Source organism: Nocardia aobensis NBRC 100429 (assembly GCF_000308375.1).
GTDB classification, from domain to species: domain Bacteria; phylum Actinomycetota; class Actinomycetes; order Mycobacteriales; family Mycobacteriaceae; genus Nocardia; species Nocardia aobensis.
In genome coordinates, this window is record NZ_BAFQ01000111.1 from 1 (window position 1) to 18,993 (window position 18,993).

Consider the following 18,993-nt stretch of genomic DNA (forward strand, 5'->3'; position numbering starts at 1 on the left):
GACCATCAGGTAGACCACACCGCCGGGAGCCATGAGACCGGCCAGGATCGCGCCCGTGATCGAGGTGACGCCAGCGACGTACATGATCGCGAACAGCCCGATGCCGGCGAACACCGCGAACGGCTCCGGCGTGGCAAGAGTCTGTTGATAGCCGAGCAGAGCACCCGACAAACCAGCGATGAAAGCGCCGATCGCGAAGGTGATCAGTTTGGTGCGCGAAACGTCGATGCCCGCGGCCGCCGCCGACCGTTCGTTGGCGCGCACGGCGAGCATGTCGGTGCCGAGGCTGCTGCGGCGCAACCAGGCGACACCGAGTCCGACCACCGTCAGGACCACCAGGCACAACACACCGAACGCGATGCGCGGATAGGCATGTCCCGCACCGATTCCCAGGTCGATGCCGAACAGCCGGGGGTTGTCGATCGGCGCACCGGCGACCCCGCCGTTGAGATCGGAATTGCGGAACCAGAACGCTTCGACGAAGACCGCGAGCGCCAGTGTCACCACGGTGAGCGGCAGGCCGCGCACCCGCAGCGCCGGCAGGCCGACCACCACGCCGATCACGGTCGCGAACAGTGCGGACACGATAGGGGCGAACGGAAACGGTATCCCCAGATGCTGATTCAGGACGCTCAGCGCATAGGCGGAAACCCCCGCGAGGGTGAGCTGGGCCAGCGAGATCTGACCGGCGTATCCGGTGACCACCACCTGCGACAGGGCGAGCACGCCGAAGATGATGCTGCTGACGACGGCGGCCCGGTAGCTGCCGGACGTCGCGGTGAGCGCCACGACGGCGACCACCAGCGACAGCACGACGGGTATCGCGATGTGGTCGGGGCGCGGGGCGCGTCCGAGGGCCTTGCGCACCACGCTGCCGCGGTCGGGCAGCGGGCGCCCCTTCACCACCAGGAATCCCAGGATCAGCAGCAGCGAAATCGCTTCGGCCGTACCGGACTTCGGCATCCAGCTGTAGAGCCCCTGCAGATTGGTGGCCTCGGCCTGCAGGGCGCCGATCACGATGCCCGCGGCCACGGTCAGCCAGATGGAACTGAAATTGCCCACCAGGGTGGCCGCCAGCGCCGGCACGATGAACATGGAATAAGCGACCGGATTCAGCGCCACCAGCGGCGCGATCAGAATGCCACCGAGGCCCGCGACCACCGAGGACAGCGCCCAGTTGCTGAACGCGATCCGGTCCGGGGACAGTCCGGTCAGGTAGGCCCCCTTCTCCGATTCGGCGGCCGCCTCGGTCGCTACACCGAAGCGGGTGAAGCGGAACACGACCGTCGCGACGATCGCGATGCCGATAATCGAGACCGCGAGCCAGATCCGGTCGGTGGGCACGGTGCGGTCCCCGATCCGGAAGGTGTCGAGCGCGAAAATCGGCTGGACGGAAACGAGTCCGGTGCCGACACGCTGCGCGATGAGGGCCTGGATCACGATCATCAACCCGATCGATGCCACCGCCTTGGCCACCACCGACGCGGTCCGCATCGGCCGGAACACCAGCGCGTAGCAGAGCACGCCGAGGACGGCGGCGAAGACCAGCGAGATCGCCATGGCCGGGGCGACACCCAGTGGCCCGCCGAGATGGACGGACTTGGGCAGTCCCGGTATCGGAACCAGCAACTCCCCCTTGCGGAGCAAGGCGTAGGTGTACGCGGTGTACAGCGCGACCGTGCCGGTCGCGAAATTCACCACACCGGAACTCTTGAACGTCATTACGAGCGCGAGTCCGATGGCCGCGTACACGGCCCCGTTCCCGAGGCCGAGCACGAGGTAGGAAAAGTGGTCTGTCATGGCGATCTCTCTGGCCGAAACCCGTTGTTACCCTTGGCCTATCCGGTCACTTCGAGGTCCACCGGGACACCGTTGTCGTTGATCGTGCCGATCAGCATCTGACGCGAGCAGACCGACGGCATCTGCGGCACGGCGGTGCCGCTGCAGGTGAACGTGATCCCGCCGCCGGCCGGCATCTCGACGTTCTGGGCCGACTTCAGCGCCTGCTTGATACTCGCCGCGTCGGCCTGTCCCTGCAGATTCTTGGTGGCACCCACCAGCGCCATGACGAGCTGGTAACCGGAGGACGCCGCACCGGTGACGTTCAGATCCTTGGCGTACTGCTGCAGCACCGAGCGGTAGAGCACCGAATCCGGGCGATCGGACAGGTAGTCGGTCGCGGTGATGCCGATGCTGCCCTTGACCGTGTCCATTCCGATGATGGTGGTGACCGACGGATCGAGGCAGGTCGGGATATAGACCTTCTGCACGTTCGGATCGGCGGTCTGGATCGCCTTGTAGACCGAGGTGCAGGTTCCGGCGTCGGCGATGACGCTGACACCGTCCGGCTTGGCGGATAGTCCCGAGGTGACCAGTGGGGTCGGGTCCGGTACGCCGAGGGCGATCGGCACCACCTTCAGGTCGACGCCGGCCCCTTGGAAGATCGGGGCACCCATCGCGTTGATCATGGCGCCGATGCCGCCGCCGTCACTGGCGAAGATGGTGAACGTCTTCATGTTCTGTTTCTTGGCCGCCGTGGCCATCGCGGTGATCGTTCCGGGCAGCCCGGCCGACAGCGACGACGATTCCGGCGAGGTCAGCTCCACCTGCGACACACCGTTGAGGGTGACGTAGGGGATCCCCGCTCCCGCGACGATGGGCACGATGGCCGCGCCCTGCGAGGTACCCGGCGACAGGACGGCCGCCACCTTCTGTTCGACCAGTTCGTTGGCGCACTTGGTCGCCGAGGTGGGTTCCTCCTGCTGCTTGCACACGACCAGGTCGATCGGATGACCGGCGAGCCCACCAGCGTTCTTGTTCACATACTGGACCGCGGCCTCGGCCCCTCGACGCATCTCCGGAATCGAGACGACCGCGCCGCCCTCGGTGGAGACGAATCCGATCTTCACCGGCGTACCGGAGGCCGGGTTGTCCGGCAGCGATGTGGTCGAGGCACCGGCGATCGCGCTGTTGTTCGACGTGTCGTCACTACTACATGCGCTCGCACCCAGGGCCCCTACCAGGGCCAACGCGCTGATTCCGGCAAGTGTTCGCCGGTGGCGAGCAAGTCCGCCGAGTTTCATGATTCGAGATCTCCTTCTGCGAGGAGGAGCCACGCCGAGTGGTGGTCGGCACACCGGGCTCCTCGCATGACGTGCATCACATATCTATGTCAGCGGCGATTATGTGCGGATCGATCACCCGGTCGCGGACGACGCTTCCCGTTCACCGGGACAACGGCTCGCAGAAATTTCCGCACACCCGCTGCGGACGGCAGCAAACTCCGTGACCCGCTTCACAGATCAACGTGAATGTGCCACTATTTTCTAATTGAAATAGGCACGTCAGATCGTTGCCGTGGTCAATGAGGAGCACAGCATGACCGTTACGCAGGAGATTCACGCGGCCGAGGCGAACACCCCCAGCAATATCCTCGACCGGCTGACTCTCGTCCTCGACGCCTTCGACGGACACGAAAGTCTCGGCCTGAGCGAGATCGTGTCCCGGACCGGACTGCCCCGCTCGTCGGCGCACCGGATGCTCGATCGGCTGGTCCGCCTGCGCTGGTTGCAACGCCAGGGCCGCAGCTACAGCCTGGGAATCCGGCTCGTCGAACTCGGCTCGCTGGCAGTCCACCAGGATCGGGTACACGCCGCGGCGCGCGAACACCTGCATCACCTCTACCGGGCCACCGGCATGGTGGTGCATCTCGCGGTGCTCGACGGGGCCGATGTGGTGTATCTGGACAAGATCGGCGGCCGGCTGGCCGCGCAGGTTCCGACCCGCATCGGCGGCCGCCTGCCCGCCGCCCGCACGGCATTGGGCAAAGCTCTGCTGGCGTACGACAGCCACGACGAGCCCGGTGGCCGGCTGGTCCGGCAGTTGGGTTACGCCGTCGAACGCAACGGGGCACCGACCGGATTCGGGTGTATCGCCGCACCGATCGGAGAGGTGGGCGAGGCCAGGACCGCGGTATCGATCTGCGGTCCACTCAACAAGATGTCGTTCGACAGCCGGATGACCACTCCGGTGCAGCTCACCGCGGCCGCGATCGTGCGCAGCCTCAACGCCGGCCGATTCGTGACTCCGACGTTGCAGCGCAAGAACGTTCTGCGGTCGCTACCGACCGCTCCCTCCGTCCTCGCCGAAGGCTGAGCGGTCGGTCGCGGTCTCCGCATCCGGGTCGTCGGCGCCCACGGCACGCCAGCTTCCGGGATGACGCGGCACGGGAAGGCCGTATTCATCGGTCACAACCGAGGAGCGATAGTGCTCGGCCGCGGCGTCGATATCCGCGAGTAGCTGCTCGGCCAGTTCGATCTCGGCTTCGAAATAGCGCTGCGACCAGCGCAAACTCATCTGAGTGAACGACCACCCAGGCTCCCGATCCGACCGGTCGGCGTGGCGGCCGGCCCGCCGCGCACGCTCGCGGAGGTTGTCGATATGGGTCTTGACGATGCGCTTCAGCTGTTCCGGGTCGTGCAGGTGCCCCATCCACAGGCGAAGCATCACACCGTGTTTGAGTACCGGCATATCGACCTCGGAATCGCGCGACCAGTTCCGCAGCGCGCGCAGGCCGGCCTCGGTGATCCGGTACAGCCGCCGGTTGCGCACGCCTTCGTCGGCCACCAGCCGGGACTGCACCAGCGACAGCTCCTCGAGCTTTTTCAGTTCACCGTAAATCTGGCTGACCGACGGGCTCCAGTAGAAGAATCCAATACTCCAGTCCGCCCATTTCTTCAATTCGTTGCCAGTCAATTCCTCACCGAATGACAACATGCCCAGCACGGCCCAGCTGGTAGCCGGCAAGTTGGGATAGGAATCGACGTCAGCACCCATAATGGCCGAGCTTACAAGCCATTCCGGGCCCTGTGCCCCCGCCCGCTCCCGGCTGACGGGAACGAGATCACCGAGTCGGCGGCGCACCGCTTACGTTGAACACCATGAGCGACAGCACCATCTACATCATCGACCGGATAGTGCTCAAACCCGGCCACGCGCGCGCTTTCATCGACGCGTATTTGAGCGAATACGCCCCCGGCGCGCGGCAACGCGGTCTGACATTGGACCGCGTGCTGGTCAGTCCGCCGGCCTGGATCGATGCGGAGAGCAATGTCGTCATCGCGACCTGGACCGTCGAGGGCCCGCAGCAGTGGTGGGCCGCGGCGGTGCAGGGACGCCACGATCCCGGATACGCGCAATGGTGGCAGTCGGTCTCCCCCATGATCGTCGAACGCTCCCGGTCCATGGCCGCCGCGGCCGACGCTGTGGAAGGACTGTGCCATGTATAAGGTGACCCGCCTGCTGCATGTGAACGACACCGGCGACCGGGCAGCGGTGCTGCGCACTGTCAACGCCGCGGCTGATTCCATCCACGCTCGGTACGGTCTCGTCGCGCCCACCCTGCGCGGGGCACGCAACGGCGGCGACATCCTCGTCCACCTGCAATTCGAGTCGGAATCGGAATGGTCGCGCTGGCGGGCACCGATCGACGCGGCGACCACCGACAGCTCCATCCGCCACGTCGACGCCGCCGAATACGTCGGTGGATCACCCGGGCAGGACCGTGCGGGACGCCGGGGATTGCCGGAACCGGCCTCCGTGTACCGGACGTTGCTCCTGCGCGTGGACGATTCCGCGTCGCCCGCGGAACTGCGACGGTTCGAACACGCGATGCTGCAGATGCCCGCACACCTGCCGGGAATCCGCGCGTGGCAGCTCAGCCGCGTCACCCACGCTGCCGGGTCGACGGCCTGGACCCATGTGTGGGAGCAGGAGTTCGCCGATATCGACACGCTGCTCGGGCCCTATATGAATCATCCGGTGCACTGGGGACATGTGGACCGGTGGTTCGATCCGGAATGCCCCGAGCACATCGTGAAAGACCGTGTGTGCCACAGCTTCTGTGCGATGTCGGCGCCGGTCATCTCCGACACGACGCCGACCGCACTGTCAGCGGCGGAGGAACGCTAGAACCGCCGCCTCCCACGCTTGCTTCTGCTCGATCATCACCCAGTGCCCGCAGTTGGGGAAGACGTGGATCTCACCGTGGGGCAGCATGCGCATCGGGATCAGCGCCATGTCGACCGGGCTCACGCGATCGTCACGACCCCAGATCACCAGGGTCGGCACCGTGAGCCGGCGCAGCTCGGCCCATCCCGGTGTCACATCCGCCGAGCGCATGGACTCGGCCATGCGCGCCAGCGCGGCACTGCCATACATTCGGCGTGAACTCTCCAGAGTCGCCGGATCGGTGGCCTGGTCCCAGCGTTCCTGAACCAATTCGTCGGTCACCAGCGCTTGGTCGAACACCATCGACCGCAGCCAGGCGATGAGGGCCTCTTTGCTGGGATTGTCGACGAACTCGCTGAGCCGGATGATCCCCTCCCCCGGCTGTGGGCTGAACATTGGCGTCCCGATGCCGCCGATCGTCACCATCCGCTCGACTCGTTCGGGTGCGGCGAGTGCGAAATCGGTGGCGACGAAACCGCCCATCGAATTACCGATGATGCGGACCCGGTCGAGCCCGAGACCGTCGAGAAATGCCGTGACCGCGGTCCGGGCGGAAACCATCGGGTGCGGGGCCCCGAAGTCGTCGCTGACCCCGAATCCGGGGAATTCGAGCACGTAGGTCCGGTAGTGCTGCGCGAAGGTGTCCAGGTTGCCGCGGAAATTGCGCCAACCGGTGACACCGGGGCCGGAGCCGTGCAGCAGCAACAACGGTGGACCGCCACCACTTTCCCAGTAGCGCAGTACACCGTGTTCGGTGCGTAGTTCACGAAGTTCGGGGATCGCATCGGTCTCGACAGCTGTACTCATACCGCGAGCCTGTCATCGCCCCGGCGGCCGCCGACTCCGAGTTCCCGGTGAGCGGCACACCGGTCCGGACCGGTCGGGATTCGCCGCGACAAGCGAGCGAATCAGCTTGGGCGCGTGGGTATGTCGGCACGAGGGATGCCGTGCAGCGCGGCGGTTCAGTAGGATCCCGCGCCGAGCTGCCTACCGCCGGCATACCCGCTGCCGTCCTGGGTCAGTGTCGGCGCGCAGGCACCGGCCGCGTAGAGATCCGGCACGATCGAGCCGTCCGGCCGTTTCACCTGTCCGTCGGCCGTCGTACTCAGCCCGCCCAGGGTGAATCCGCGGAATCAGCTCGTGCTAGGAGACAATTCGCGAGCGCTCAGCTCGATTCGCGACGCCGCACCGTCATAGCCGGCAACACCGGCTCCGGCGCCGCCGGAATGCGGCCGACGGCATGCAGAGCCACCGCAGCGGTGTATCGAGCCATCGCGGCAGCATCCATCCGCACACTCGACAACGACGGCACGAAGGCCTCCGCCAGCCGGGTGTCGTCGTGCCCGATGACCGCCAGCGGCGCCGGAACCCCGATACCGGCGCGCAGGGCCGCACCGACGACGATCGCGGCGACGGTGTCGTTATAGGCAACCACGCCGGTGATGCCGTCGTCACGCCAGCGCTGCACCTGCTCGACCGCGGAGCTGTCGCCGGGGCTTACCTCGGCAACCGCAAGAGGTTCGAGTCCCAGTCTGGCCGCGACCGCTCGGGCTTCGGCGATGCGGGCCTGCACCAGGTCCGCCAGCCGATCGTCACGAGCGGCGGCATAGGCCAGGCGGCGATGGCCCAGCGCGTGCAGGTGCTCGACCTGCAGAGCCACCCCGGCCACCGCGGCTTCCGACGCCGCGACCGTGCCGGTCACGATCTGCCGGACACCGCTCGCGCGTAGCGAATCCTGTTCGGCCGCATCGAAATCCGCCACCCCGATCACTATGTCCGGCGTCACCGTTTCCCACAACGGCCGCGACCGGTCGGCCGAACGGCGGGTGTAGGTGATCAACGAATATCCGGCATCGTCGAGCGCGACGGCCAATTCGTCGAGATAGTCGGCGACGCTGTCTTCGACCGGCCAGTCCGGCAACACCAGCAGCACCAGATGACTGCTGCCCCGCCGCAGCGTCTGCGCGGCGCGATTGGGCCTATACCCGAGCCGCTCGGCCTCCTCGAGCACACGTCGCCGGGTCTTCTCGGGGATCGTCTGGCCCGGGGTGTTGTTCAGAACGAAACCGACGGTGGCGCGCGACAGACCGAGTGAGCGGGCGACGTCGGACGCCGTGACACGCTGCTTCGCCGACGGCACCGACCATCACCTCCCGTAACGAGTTCGGCGAGAGGGAACGCCAAACCAAGATCATACGCTAGCACGTGCGAGTAGTCGCAGACAGGACCGCTGCGACTCCTCCGAATACCCTGCTGCCCGGCCGGATGCGCCTGGGTTCGAAGCATTCGGTGTCCCTGCGCGCGACTCAGGGCCCCAGGCTCACCCGCACTCCGGCAGCGCGGCATTCGCGCGCGATGGCGGCCGCGATCCGCTCGGCGACCTCGGGGTCCCAACTCGACCCGACGGCGACCTCGGCCAGGAAGCAGGTGGCCGGCCGGCTGGCCGATGCCGAAATTGGCCAGAGATGTTTCACGACTGGACAGCAGCCGCCACAATGCCGGAAGCCACCGAAGCACTCTCACGCGCAGCGTCTTTCATCGACCGGGTGGCCAGCGGACGAATCGGGCGCGGCGGAAGTTGATCACACCACTTCGGCAAGCCGGCCCTCTCCAACGGCGTCACTCTGCCGCATCGCCCGCCACGCAGGTTTTTCTGAGCTGTGAGGGCCGTCGCCGTCGGTGAGGGGTCGTCCCCGTACCCCCTCCGCGAGCAATTCATGGGCGAAGTCGTGCCCATTCAGAGCACGGCTGGTCCGCCGCCGCACCCGCCAGCCCTGCGCTGTGCGCTCGAACCGCCAATGATGGGCCGTCGCGCGCGCCACCTCGAAGGTATCGGCCCGGTGCAAGATCATCAGTGAATAACTCGCGCCTGTCGCAACGTCACCCTCGACCGTCACGTGCACCGGCCCTTGGAAGTGGGCGCAGCCTCCGGCGATGAACCCCTGGTGGGTCGCCGAACGCACCATCGCCGAAATATCTTCGCGGCCGGCCATATACAGCCCATCGACGTCGTATACGCCGTCATCGGTCCACAGCGCCGCGACATCTTCCGCCGCACCGTCGTCGACCATCGGGCCGTACCTCGCGACGAGCCGGTGTATCTCACGTTCGTCCTCCAGTAGCCGCAGGCGCGATTCCATCACTGCCAGACGTTCGTCCATGATCTACTCCTCCACTTCGGCCAGTTTCGCCAGCACCGACAGCTGTTCGCAGTAGTGGTCCACCGACTCGGCGGCGATCGATACGCTGATCGTCGTCGCGCCGGCCGATACGGCGGCGTCGAGCCGTTCAGTGCTGATGGCAGGATCGCCGATCGGATCGACGACACCGGCCGACAGCACCACGTCGAATCCCTCTGGCGCTTCGACCTTTTCGAGCATCTCTCGGACGCGGGCAAGAGGTAGGCCGAACGGCACCCACCCGTCGCCGAGCGCGGCCGCCCGCCGCAGCGACCGCATCGAGCGCCCACCGACCCACAGCGGCACAGTCGCCTGCAGCGCGTGCGGTTCGACGAGCACGTCACCGAACGAGTAATGCGGTCCCCGGTACCGAGGCAGGGGTACCGACAGCGCGCTGCGCAATGCTCGGAGAGCGTCGTCGGCGCGCGCTCCCCTGCCGGCGAATGCCGCACCGAGAAGGTCGAATTCGGCCTCCAAGGAGCCGACCCCGACTCCCAGTGTCAGACGGCCACCGGTGACCGCGTCGAGTGTGCCGTAGCGTTTGGCGATCTCGAGCGGATGGTGGTAGCCGAGTACCAGCACCTGAGTGACGAACCGGATCCGCTCGGTGCGCGCGGCCAGATAGCCGAAGGTCGCCAGCGGATCCCAGTAGGTGCCGCCACGCTGTGCTGCTACGTCCACCGGCACCGCGACATGTTCGCTGCATGTGAGATGGGCGAAGCCGAGCGCATCCGCGTGTTCGGCCACCCGCGCCAATTCGGCGATTCCCGCAGTGACTTCCCACTCCGAGTGCGCGCCCGGCACTCGGGTCACCACGGGACTGACGATTCCGATGCGCATCAGTCGACCTTGTTCCCCGCCGTCGCCGGTTCCCGTTTCGACAGCAACCGGAGCATCGACTCGTGGTTCTCCAGCAGCAGCCCACCGCGACCGGCCTCCCGCATCCGGGCACCGAAATGAGGCACCAGGGTGGGCTGGATGGTGATGTTCATGTCGGGCACATCTGCTCCTTGCCGGATCGACTTCGAACTCTGCGAAGAGTGTGATCGACCGCACCACGGCACGGGTGCCGCCTTCCCATTGGACGGACCGGGCGTGAACACCGAGATCCGAGCTACCAGTCCTGCCAAGGCACGATCGTGTGCACCGGCGCACTGAACATCAGCTCTTCGGCCTCCGGCCACGGTGCCCCACGGCCCGACTCATCCCACTGCTGCTCCCGATCGGCGATCTCACGGCAGACGACGTCGGGATCGCCGTCCAGATACAGCAACCGAATGCGCAACGAACCGGGCGAATACTCCCGACGAGCCTCGGCCAGTGGCAGCGTGGGATGTTTCTGCACGGTGTGCACGGCGAACGTCCACGCCCCTGCCACCCCGGAGCACTCCAGCAGATCCGGAATCCGCACCCGATCCTGCCAGCGGAACTTCTCGTGCGACTGCACACTGTGCGGATCGGCCAGGTGACTGACGGTGATATGAAGCCCGCGGTTCGGCCGGAACGGCAGCGCGTCCACCGACACCGATACGCGCGGCGCGACATAGCCTTTCACCGGCGTGAAGAACGCCAGCAGCGTACGGCGGACACCCGGAATGATCGGGCCCCGCCCCCACTGAAAGGAGTCCTCCCCCAACTTGGTCCACTCGGCGACACTCTGCTCGTACGGCGGCCGGAACCAGTACATGGCCACGTAATCGGTGCCCGCCAATTCCGCGGCCGCCCCGGTGCCGCCGTTACGGCAAGCCCAGCGATCACCCCACGCCACTCCTGGAAGCAACAGGTTCTCTGGACGATGGTCCAGCTGATGCCATTCGTTGTATTCCCGATGCCGATCGGAATCGGTCAATTCGATGAACGAGAAAAAGGCCCGCTCCGAGAACAACTGCCACCTCCTGATGCGAACAACGACCCGGCGACTGCCACGACACCGCCACGCTAGAAGCCGCCGACGCCCACACGAGTCCCTGATTCCGTTCATCGGGAGAGCGCTATCGAGCGGCCGACGCGGTCCATGCCTCCGATAAGAACGAAGTCGGAGGCCAGGACCCCGCCACGGTGGGCCCACGCCGACGGACGGCCGCAGCGGCCAGGCGCCTCGTCATGATCAGGGTCGCCGGCGGGCCGGCTGCTTCGTCGGCGAGCGAAGGTGGATGCGGCGGTGGATCGGTCGGTGGGTCCGCCTCGACGACGGCCAGCGGCAGACCGTGCCGCACAGCACATAGTCGACGTGCCGTCGGACATTCCGGCGACAGGGTGATCATGGTCCCGCTTCTGATCCAGCGCTCAGCGCGGTTGGTTTCCAATGCGCCAATCAGCATTCAGGATCCGACCGGTTTGCCAAAGGATTGCTGCTTGAAAATTCATCGGCGCGTCGAGGCGCGACGCGCCGGTACGCCGCCCAGGCGTATTACCAACACGGATCCTGCAACTCCCCAAACCTGGCCCGATCTACTGTTATCACCCGGGCGGCGTTGCATCCGACTGATGCGATAGTGAAGCCGACCCGCCAGGCCCGACCAGCACTTACCCCGTAGGGGTATTGACGGCATCCCGTCATTCTCCCGTTGCTCATTGGGATGCGATAAGAACCTACAGGTCAGGATGGGAATCGCTTCACCCGGCATTTCTGGTCGATTGGACACAAAAACCGCCTCTCACCAGGGTTTCTTCGAAACTCGCCGAGCATGAAACTGATTATCGGGCGTAGCTTGTAGAACGCCTGGTGAGAGGCGGTTTACGGAGTCAGGACGCGGCCGCTGTCCCGTCTCCGTCCCGTCTCTCACCGAAATCGGGGTCGATTTTTCCCGGTACCCCGGGGGGTTACCGTTCTCCGAGGTGAAGATGTCGTCGATCGCGGAGACGGTGTGGGAGTCGTGGTCGGGCCACAGATGCGTGTAGACCTGGAGAGTCACGTTCGCGCTCGCGTGGCCCAAGCGCATCTGCACGGTCTTGACCGACGCGCCCTTGGCGATCAGCGCCGAGGCGTAGAAGTGCCGCAAATCGTGCCAGGTGAACCCTTTCGGAACGCCTGCCTTAACGGCGATCTCGCGAAATCGCAGCCCCATTCCGTCGGCAGACCACGGGCGCCCCACTCTGGTGTAGAACAGCAGATCGTTCCTGCCTCGCTCAACCGTGGCGAGGAAGGAACTGAGTTCACGATGCGCTTCCGCGGGCAATGGCACGCTGCGCTTGCTCCGCGGAGTCTTCAACCGCGCCGTCGGTGCCTTTCCACGAAAGTGGTTGGCCTGCTGGACCACATACACCTTCCTGCCTAGGAAGTCGATGTCGCACACTCTCAGTCCAGCAACCTCACTCGGGCGCAGGCCAGTTTGGGCGGTCAGCAGCATCATGCATCCGGTCTGCCGATTCGAGCACTGAATCAGCGAGCGGATCTGCTCGACCGTCAACACTTCAGCGGGCGTCTTCTCCGCGTCGGGGCGAGCCGGTCGCTCCACTGGCCAGTCCCCGATAATGCGACCACCCGGTAGTAGAGCCCGGGTTGTTTCCTCGGTTCAGTTGATCCCGCAGTCCACCGGGTGGTGGGTGTGGTTGCAGGCCGCAGCGCACTCGGCCGGCGTCCGGTAGCCCAGCGCTGAATGCCGGTGCCGAAGGTTGTGGTCGGATTTGAAGTCACCGATGACCACGCGGGCCTCGAGCAGGGAGGTCCAGTGGTTGCGGTTGAGGCACTCGGCGCGCAACCGGCGGTTGAACGATTCGATGTAGCCGTTGTTCCAGGGTGTGCCGGGTGGGATGTAGGTGATTCCGATCCTGTTGGCGCAAAAGCGTTGCAGCGCTGTGGAAATCATTTCCGGGCCGTTGTCGCATCGCAGCACCTTCGGGACGCCCCGAGCAGCGAACACCCGCGCGAGTTCGGCGAGGAGTCTCTCCCCGGTGATCGAACGTTCCACCAGGTGCAGCAGCGACTCCCGGGTGTGTTCATCGACCATCGACGCGATCTTCACCGCCCGACCATCGACCGTGGAATCGAACTGGAAATACAACGCCCACACCGTCTTCGGTGCGTCAGCGACGACCGCCGGCACCGATGAGGACCCGACGCGTTTGCGCCGGTGATGCGTTCGCACCTGCAGGCCCTCCTGTTTCCACAACCTGTGGACCCGTTTGCGGTTGACCCGGTGGCCTTCGTCGAACCGCAACGCCGCCCACGCCCGACGGAACCCGTGACAGGGGTTCTTGCGCGCGTACTCGCGCAGCCAAGCCCTGGCACCGGCATCGGGATCATCCGGGGTTTGGTCGAGTGGCAGCCGCCGGAACGTGGACCGATGGACCCCGACGACCTTGCAGGCGAATCGTTCGGACATGCCCTTGACCTGCAAGAGCATGTCCACCGCCCGCCGCTTGGCCGCCGGGCCTAGAAGTTTCCCGCGCGATCTCCCGCAACGCGTCTTTCTCGGAGTTCGGCATCGGCCAGCAGCCGCTCGAGCCTCGCGTTCTGCGCGCGCAGTTCCTTGAGCTCTTTGGCGGCGTCGGTGTCCATCCCGCCGTACTGGCGCCGCCAGTTGTACAACGTCGCTGCCGAGATCCCCAGGTCGGCGGCGATCTCCTCACCCGAGGCGCCCGCGGCGGCCAGTTCGTCGGCGCGGCGCAGCTTCCGCACGATCTCTTCGGCGGAATGCCGCTTACGACTCTCAATGAACTTGTCAAGCCGCGGCCGCGTCGGATCCCACTCGTTCGAGGACGAATTCGCGTCCGTCTCGTAGCAGAGCCCACAGCACGTCGACGAGGCGCCGGGCCAGCGCCATCACCGCTTGCGGATGGATGAGCCGCTCGGACCTTTTCCGGTCGTAGAACCGCCTGGACGGGCCATTCTCGATCCGGAGGCTCGTCATCGCGGCGAGGTAGAAAACGCGACGTAGCCGACGGTTGTAGCGTGTCGGGCGCCGTAGATTTCCGGTGACGCGGCCGGAGTCACGCGGCACCGGGACCAGGCCGGCGTAGCTCGCCAGACGTCCCGGCGAACCGAATCCCACGAGGCTGCCTCCCGTTTCGACGAGGAAGTCCGCACCGAGCCCCGGGCCCATCCCAGGCATCGACTCGATGATCGTGGCCCACGCATGGCTACGGAACCGTTGCGCGATCAGCTTGTCGGCGGCCTTGATCTCCCGATCCAGATCCAGCAGCTTGCCCGCAGCACGTTTGATCAACACCGCCGCGTCCGGCTCACCGGGCAGGGCAACGTCCTGAGCATTCGCCGCAGCGAGAGCGGCCGCAGCCATCTTCGCGATCCCGGAAGGTCTCACCCCGCGCTCGCGCAAATGAGTTGTGATGCCATCGATTCCGGCTCTGGTGATCTCTGACGGCGTGCACAGCGCCGAGATCAGGATCAGTGGTCCGCGGGTCGAGTAGTTGAGGGCTCTCTCAAGCGCCGGGAAGATCGACCCCAACTGCGCTCTCAGCCGATTGATTCCGGCAACCCAGTCGGACATCAGATCGGCGCGGTATCGGGTGAGCTGTGTCAGCCCCGCGACGAGCTCGTCCGGGATCGTGACATCGGTGAGATCCCTTCGCATTCTGGCGGTTTCGGCGATCACCCGTGCGTCTCTGGCATCGGTTTTTCCTTCACCACGGAATCCCTGGCTCATCGTTTTCACGACCTGGCCGGGCACGTAGACGACCGATTCGCCCGCGTTGAGCAGCACGGTGAGCAGCATCATCGCCAGCGGGCCCGTCAGGTCGACCGCCCACCGCACCTGGGTGGTGGCGCGCCCGGCACGAGCGATCAGCTGCTCGATCGCACGCTGGTCGTTGCCGACTTTCTGGCTGAACACCACCTCACCTGCGACGTCGACCGCGCACGCGTGATGCGATTGTTTACCGACGTCGATCCCGACCCAGATTTCGAGGCCCTCAGCCACTGATCCACTCCCGTTATCGCTGCTCGAGCCCGTGGACGACCCCGCCGGCAGGTCCCTAAACAGCGATGATCCGCAACAGCTCTCAATCAGCGGCCGGAGTGTCCAGACCGGCGGGGCGGCAAGTCGCAAAGAGCCATCACATCGACATCCTGCACATAAGCCACACCCCGCCGGGCCGGGCGTCCGGGTAGATGACCCGGACCCCTATCAACTTAGGGTCCTGCCATGGTTCTCAGTGTCCCTTCTGGCCCCTTACCAGGGCCAACAGGACTCTAAATCCGGGCGGTCGCATTCACCGGGGACGGGCCAGCTGTTCTGCAATCCCGTCGACTACACGGGGGTCCCAATCGTCGAGCACCGCGGTGAAGTGATGCAGGAAAACAACCGGGACTCCCGATTGGGGCCCAAGTTCACGGTAGGCGAACGATACGCCGCCGACGTCGAGAAGTTGGGTCGCGCGTTCTTCCAGGTCGTCATGATGTCTTCCTTTCGTGAAGGGCGACTGGGTGGTCATTGCATTATGATCGTACTTTCATTTTTACGTAAACAAGACTCGGTCGAACGCGGTGTTCGTTCGAGCCGCTCATATGTGCCGCAAGGGCACGCGATTCCAGCATCGACTCCGAATGCGACCGCACCAGAACACTTTTCACCATGCATGCAGCGAGCAGAACGCCTTCGCAGGAATCCCACTCAGCCCCATCAGCCAGAGGTCACACCCAAAGGAACAATCGTTCGTACGGCAGGCGTCGCAGCGGCAAGCGCTCCTCGATTGCATCGTGAATGATGAATTCGATTGCACACCAACGCTTTCGCACCAATCGCCACCAATGGGCATGCCGCCGCGGTCGTGGCCGCATAGTCGAAGGCCATGTCGCCCAGCCAACCTCAGTCGAGGGTCACGACGACCTTGCCGGCCTTGGCTTTGCCGCTCTCGACATAGGCGAGTGCTTCGGGGGTCCTGTCGAACGGGAAGGTCGAGTCGAGGACCGGACGCAGATGGCCGGCGTCGTAGAGGGCGGCAAGCTCGCGCAGCTGCGCACCGTCGGCTCGCATGAAGAAGAACGAGTAACCCACACCGAGCTTGAACGCGGCACGCCGGACCTTGCGGCTCAAAAACCACGTCACGAGCTCGAAGGGTTTGGGGGCGCCCAGCTGCCGGGGGAATCCGGCGTCGGGCGGTCCGGCGACGCCGATCGCCCGGGCTCCGGGCCGGAGCACGGTGAGCGACTTCATGAGGTTCTCACCACCGAGGGAGTCCACAACGAGGTCGTAGTCGGAGAGAACCTGGGAGAAGTCCTGTTCGGTGTAGTCGACGACGATGTCGGCTCCGAGGCTGCGGACGAGCTTTTCATTGGCTCCGTTTGCGGTGGTCGCGACATGTGCGCCGAGGTATTTGGCCAGCTGGATCACGGTGGATCCGAGCCCGCCCGCGCCGGCGTGCACGAGAACCTTCTGCCCGGGCTTCACCTTCGCCTTCTCGACCAAGATTTGCCACGCTGCCAGCGCGACCAGTGGAACCGCCGCAGCCTCGTGCAGGGTCAGTGAGGCGGGCTTGAGTGCGACGTCGTCCTGGTCGATCGCGATGTATTCGGCGAAGGTGCCGATCCGCAGGTCTCGGGGGCGCGCATACACCTGGTCGCCAACCGTGAAGTCGCGGACCCCCGCACCGACCCGGGTCACCACTCCGGCGACGTCGTGGCCGAGCACGAACGGACGTTTGTACTTCAGGAGCTGTTCGAACTCTCCGTCGCGGACCATCTTGTCCAGCGGATTGATACTGGCGGCAGCGACTTCGACCAGGACATCACCGTCGCCGACTTTCGGCACGGGTACCTCGGCGGCGCGAAGACCGTCCTTGCCGTAACGCTCTACTACGAATGCCTTCATGCCTGCTCACTTTCATCGGATATTCGACTGGAGGCACCGGACCCGCCGAGGAGAAGACACCGATGCTCGGCACCCAACAGATCAACCATAACTTCGTTATCTTCCGGTCGCAAGGTCGGCCGCGAAGCACCCCTTCACTCGCGGCAGACGTCGGAGACAATCCTTGCCAGGTCGCTATAACGAAGTTATCGTAAGCGGATGCAACGAAGCTTGGCAGGTCGACGACTGGTGGTAACCGGAGCCGCACGAGGCATCGGAGAGAAGGTGGCGCGCATTGCCGGCGCCCGGGGCGCCCGAGTGGCGCTGATCGGACTCGAGCCCGACCGCTTGCGCGCGATCGCTGGCGACCTCGGGCCCACAGCATCCTGGCGTGAGGCCGACGTGCGCGACAGCGCGGCGCTGCGGTCGGCGATCGACGACTGCGCCGAAATCATGGGCGGTATCGATTACCTGGTCGCCAATGCCGGAATCGCCGCGTACGGGACGGTGCGGCAACTGGATGAAACAATGTTCGACCGCGTCGTCGACATCAACCTCAACGGCGTGTTCCGCACTCTCAAGCATGCGACGCCGCATCTGGAACGCACCCGCGGGCACGTGCTGGTGGTGGCCTCCGCGCTGTCGTTTCTCCCATTACCCGCCATGGCTTCCTACAGCGCGAGCAAGGCAGGCGTCGAAATGCTCGCCCTGGCCTACCGGCAGGAGGTGGCGCACCTCGGTATCACCGCCGGCGTCGTCCATCCGTCGTGGATCGACACCGACCTCGTCCGAGGGGCGGACGCGGATCTTCCGTCGTTCATGGAAATGCGCAGCCGGCTGCCTTATCCGGGCAACGTCACCACGAGCGTCGACGATGCGGCCGGCGCGATCGTCGACGCGCTCGCGCGGCGCCGCAGCCGGGTGTATGTCCCGCGCGCGGTCGGCGTGGCCAATTGGGCCAAGGGCGTGGTGAATTCGCCACTTGCCTGGCCTTGGGCCCGACGCTTCGCAGCCAAAGCCGTTCCGACGCTGGAGCAGGAGATCGACGCACTGGGCAGGCAGAATCAACTGGTGCCCGGTCTCGGCAAGAAGCCGCCTGCCACGACGAAGTAGGAGCACGCACACCGCTGCTTCGCGCCGGCGGGCCCGGCACGGGTCATGCCGCCGGCGGCGCGATCACTACGCTGCCGCTATCTCGGTTCGCCCCACCACGGCAGATCCCAGGTAGCCGCAGCACACCCCGGCCCGCCGAATCCGCTCATCGAGAGGAAGCAGAGTCGGTCGCGCCGTAGAGCCGCAGGGCCCTTTCATGTGAAGCCTGGGCGGTGGCCCGGTCGTCTCCGAGGCCGACGACGAGATTCACACCCATCGGTGCCATCACCTGCCTCACCGCGTTGTCGAAGTCGGCGAAATGCTCGCCCAGCTCGAGCGTGATGTAACCGTGGACGAAACTCCACAGTTGAGCAGCGATGACTTCGGGGTCCTGCGCATCGATCCGGCCCGACTCGACCAGCCGGGCACACGACTCGATCATGTGCGCGTGGGCCTCGCGGAACGCCGGCAAGCGGCCACTGAGGCGAAGGTCGGCCTCCCCCATGGGCCTATATGTCGCCCGGGTGGACAGACCGAACATCAGATCGTAGAGGTGCGGATTCTGCCGTGCGACCCGACGGCACGCCAATGCCATCGCAAACAGATCAGCGACCGCGTCGTCGGTCACCGGCAGGCGAGAAAACGCTCCGTCGAGTTCCTTGAAACCCCGGTCGACGACTGCGCGAACGAGTTCGGGAATGCCGCCGAAGTGGCTGTACACCACCATGGTCGACAGGCCGGCCGCGGTGGCCACCGTCCGCGCCTTGACGGCGGACGGCCCCTGCTCGGCGAGCAGCTCGATGGTCACGTTGATCAGCCGCTCCGGCACGGTTTCCGCGGTCGTATCCGCTGACATCTCGCTCATGTCCCTCACTCGACTCCACGGGCGCCCGGCGACTCGCAGGAGCATTGCCCCGCTGCGATAGCCCTTGCCACACACTCGGTAACTTCGTTATGCTAGCTGA

Annotated in this window: 18 protein-coding genes and 3 pseudogenes; 4 read left to right on the forward strand and 17 right to left on the reverse strand. The window is 65.6% G+C overall.

The features are described from left to right. The coding region (locus RJ03_RS13930; protein ID WP_036502156.1) for an ABC transporter permease at positions 1 to 1,800 on the reverse strand (1,800 nt) is incomplete at its 3' end. A gap of 38 nt (positions 1,801 to 1,838) precedes the next feature. After that, positions 1,839 to 3,083, reverse strand: coding sequence for an ABC transporter substrate-binding protein (locus RJ03_RS13935; protein ID WP_036502157.1), 1,245 nt, complete (start codon positions 3,081 to 3,083; stop codon positions 1,839 to 1,841). 295 nt (positions 3,084 to 3,378) lie between these two features. Here RJ03_RS13935 and RJ03_RS13940 point away from each other — a divergent pair, with 295 nt between their 5' ends. Then, entirely contained in the window at positions 3,379 to 4,155 is a 777-nt protein-coding gene (locus RJ03_RS13940; protein ID WP_036502195.1) for an IclR family transcriptional regulator, read from the forward strand. On the opposite strand, the gene RJ03_RS13945 is transcribed toward RJ03_RS13940, so the two are convergent. Continuing rightward, positions 4,120 to 4,836 carry a PadR family transcriptional regulator gene (locus tag RJ03_RS13945; RefSeq protein WP_051024671.1) on the reverse strand — a complete coding sequence of 239 codons (717 nt, stop codon included), beginning with the start codon at positions 4,834 to 4,836 and terminating at the stop codon, positions 4,120 to 4,122. The two genes, RJ03_RS13940 and RJ03_RS13945, sit on opposite strands and share 36 nt — an antisense overlap. Positions 4,837 to 4,940: 104 nt before the next feature. Between RJ03_RS13945 and RJ03_RS13950 the strand changes: the two genes are divergently transcribed. Both RJ03_RS13950 and RJ03_RS13955 read left to right on the forward strand, forming a co-directional pair. Next, a complete protein-coding gene (locus tag RJ03_RS13950; RefSeq protein WP_036502158.1) occupies positions 4,941 to 5,288 on the forward strand; it encodes a hypothetical protein in 348 nt (115 codons plus the stop codon). Continuing rightward, complete coding sequence (locus RJ03_RS13955) at positions 5,281 to 5,970, forward strand: Dabb family protein (RefSeq protein WP_036502159.1); 690 nt, start codon at positions 5,281 to 5,283, stop codon at positions 5,968 to 5,970. The genes RJ03_RS13950 and RJ03_RS13955 overlap by 8 nt, the downstream gene beginning before the upstream one ends. Here the strand turns inward: RJ03_RS13955 and RJ03_RS13960 are convergent. The 13 genes and pseudogenes from RJ03_RS13960 to RJ03_RS14005 all read right to left on the reverse strand — a co-directional run bounded on the left by RJ03_RS13960 (position 5,950) and on the right by RJ03_RS14005 (position 16,957). Then, the gene (locus RJ03_RS13960; protein ID WP_036502160.1) at positions 5,950 to 6,816 is read right to left on the reverse strand and encodes an alpha/beta fold hydrolase; all 867 of its coding nucleotides are present in this window, start codon (positions 6,814 to 6,816) and stop codon (positions 5,950 to 5,952) included. The genes RJ03_RS13955 and RJ03_RS13960 overlap by 21 nt on opposite strands. A gap of 155 nt (positions 6,817 to 6,971) precedes the next feature. Beyond that, positions 6,972 to 7,142, reverse strand: a pseudogene (locus tag RJ03_RS39050) (FAD-binding protein); the annotation flags it as partial. Between the two features lie 32 nt (positions 7,143 to 7,174). Then, positions 7,175 to 8,149 carry a LacI family DNA-binding transcriptional regulator gene (locus RJ03_RS13965; RefSeq protein WP_036502162.1) on the reverse strand — a complete coding sequence of 325 codons (975 nt, stop codon included), beginning with the start codon at positions 8,147 to 8,149 and terminating at the stop codon, positions 7,175 to 7,177. 166 nt (positions 8,150 to 8,315) lie between these two features. Next, entirely contained in the window at positions 8,316 to 8,483 is a 168-nt protein-coding gene (locus RJ03_RS37135; protein WP_157163420.1) for a hypothetical protein, read from the reverse strand. A gap of 108 nt (positions 8,484 to 8,591) precedes the next feature. Further along, positions 8,592 to 9,170 (reverse strand): nuclear transport factor 2 family protein, encoded by a 579-nt coding sequence (locus RJ03_RS13970; protein WP_063820379.1) that lies wholly within the window; start codon positions 9,168 to 9,170, stop codon positions 8,592 to 8,594. Positions 9,171 to 9,173: 3 nt separating this feature from the next. After that, on the reverse strand, positions 9,174 to 10,028 hold the full coding sequence (locus RJ03_RS13975; protein WP_036502164.1) for a TIGR03619 family F420-dependent LLM class oxidoreductase: 855 nt from the start codon (positions 10,026 to 10,028) through the stop codon (positions 9,174 to 9,176). Further along, positions 10,028 to 10,189: a hypothetical protein gene (locus RJ03_RS37140; protein ID WP_157163421.1), complete on the reverse strand. Its 162-nt coding sequence runs from the start codon at positions 10,187 to 10,189 to the stop codon at positions 10,028 to 10,030. The genes RJ03_RS13975 and RJ03_RS37140 overlap by 1 nt, the downstream gene beginning before the upstream one ends. Positions 10,190 to 10,302: 113 nt before the next feature. After that, positions 10,303 to 11,073 carry a hypothetical protein gene (locus RJ03_RS13980; protein WP_036502166.1) on the reverse strand — a complete coding sequence of 257 codons (771 nt, stop codon included), beginning with the start codon at positions 11,071 to 11,073 and terminating at the stop codon, positions 10,303 to 10,305. Positions 11,074 to 11,845: 772 nt separating this feature from the next. Then, on the reverse strand, positions 11,846 to 12,646 hold the full coding sequence (locus RJ03_RS13985; RefSeq protein ID WP_051024672.1) for a tyrosine-type recombinase/integrase: 801 nt from the start codon (positions 12,644 to 12,646) through the stop codon (positions 11,846 to 11,848). Positions 12,647 to 12,703: 57 nt separating this feature from the next. Then, positions 12,704 to 13,845 (reverse strand): annotated as a pseudogene (locus tag RJ03_RS13990) (IS3 family transposase). Positions 13,846 to 13,852: 7 nt separating this feature from the next. After that, positions 13,853 to 15,067: an IS110 family RNA-guided transposase gene (locus RJ03_RS14000; protein WP_036502173.1), complete on the reverse strand. Its 1,215-nt coding sequence runs from the start codon at positions 15,065 to 15,067 to the stop codon at positions 13,853 to 13,855. A gap of 316 nt (positions 15,068 to 15,383) precedes the next feature. Continuing rightward, a pseudogene (locus RJ03_RS35985) lies at positions 15,384 to 15,544 on the reverse strand (alpha/beta fold hydrolase); the annotation flags it as partial. 411 nt (positions 15,545 to 15,955) lie between these two features. Next, positions 15,956 to 16,957 carry an NADP-dependent oxidoreductase gene (locus RJ03_RS14005; protein ID WP_036502175.1) on the reverse strand — a complete coding sequence of 334 codons (1,002 nt, stop codon included), beginning with the start codon at positions 16,955 to 16,957 and terminating at the stop codon, positions 15,956 to 15,958. A gap of 198 nt (positions 16,958 to 17,155) precedes the next feature. On the opposite strand from RJ03_RS14005, the gene RJ03_RS14010 reads away from it, so the two are divergent. Next, positions 17,156 to 18,049, forward strand: a complete 894-nt coding sequence (locus RJ03_RS14010; protein WP_036502177.1) for an SDR family oxidoreductase — start codon at positions 17,156 to 17,158, stop codon at positions 18,047 to 18,049. 145 nt (positions 18,050 to 18,194) lie between these two features. Here the strand turns inward: RJ03_RS14010 and RJ03_RS14015 are convergent, their stop codons facing one another. Then, on the reverse strand, positions 18,195 to 18,893 hold the full coding sequence (locus tag RJ03_RS14015; RefSeq protein ID WP_036502179.1) for a TetR/AcrR family transcriptional regulator: 699 nt from the start codon (positions 18,891 to 18,893) through the stop codon (positions 18,195 to 18,197). Between the last annotated feature and the right edge of the window lie 100 nt (positions 18,894 to 18,993).

Excerpts from the sequence above, each read along its gene's own strand:
- RJ03_RS13955 (WP_036502159.1), top strand. The coding sequence starts at position 5,281 with ATGTATAAGGTGACCCGCCTGCTGCATGTGAACGACACCGGCGACCGG.
- RJ03_RS13940 (WP_036502195.1), top strand. The coding sequence starts at position 3,379 with ATGACCGTTACGCAGGAGATTCACGCGGCCGAGGCGAACACCCCCAGC.
- RJ03_RS13945 (WP_051024671.1), bottom strand. The coding sequence starts at position 4,836 with ATGGGTGCTGACGTCGATTCCTATCCCAACTTGCCGGCTACCAGCTGG.
- RJ03_RS14015 (WP_036502179.1), bottom strand. The coding sequence starts at position 18,893 with ATGAGCGAGATGTCAGCGGATACGACCGCGGAAACCGTGCCGGAGCGG.
- RJ03_RS13970 (WP_063820379.1), bottom strand. The coding sequence starts at position 9,170 with ATGGACGAACGTCTGGCAGTGATGGAATCGCGCCTGCGGCTACTGGAG.
- RJ03_RS13960 (WP_036502160.1), bottom strand. The coding sequence starts at position 6,816 with ATGAGTACAGCTGTCGAGACCGATGCGATCCCCGAACTTCGTGAACTA.
- RJ03_RS13950 (WP_036502158.1), top strand. The coding sequence starts at position 4,941 with ATGAGCGACAGCACCATCTACATCATCGACCGGATAGTGCTCAAACCC.
- RJ03_RS13975 (WP_036502164.1), bottom strand. The coding sequence starts at position 10,028 with ATGCGCATCGGAATCGTCAGTCCCGTGGTGACCCGAGTGCCGGGCGCG.
- RJ03_RS14010 (WP_036502177.1), top strand. The coding sequence starts at position 17,156 with ATGCAACGAAGCTTGGCAGGTCGACGACTGGTGGTAACCGGAGCCGCA.
- RJ03_RS14005 (WP_036502175.1), bottom strand. The coding sequence starts at position 16,957 with ATGAAGGCATTCGTAGTAGAGCGTTACGGCAAGGACGGTCTTCGCGCC.
- RJ03_RS13935 (WP_036502157.1), bottom strand. The coding sequence starts at position 3,083 with ATGAAACTCGGCGGACTTGCTCGCCACCGGCGAACACTTGCCGGAATC.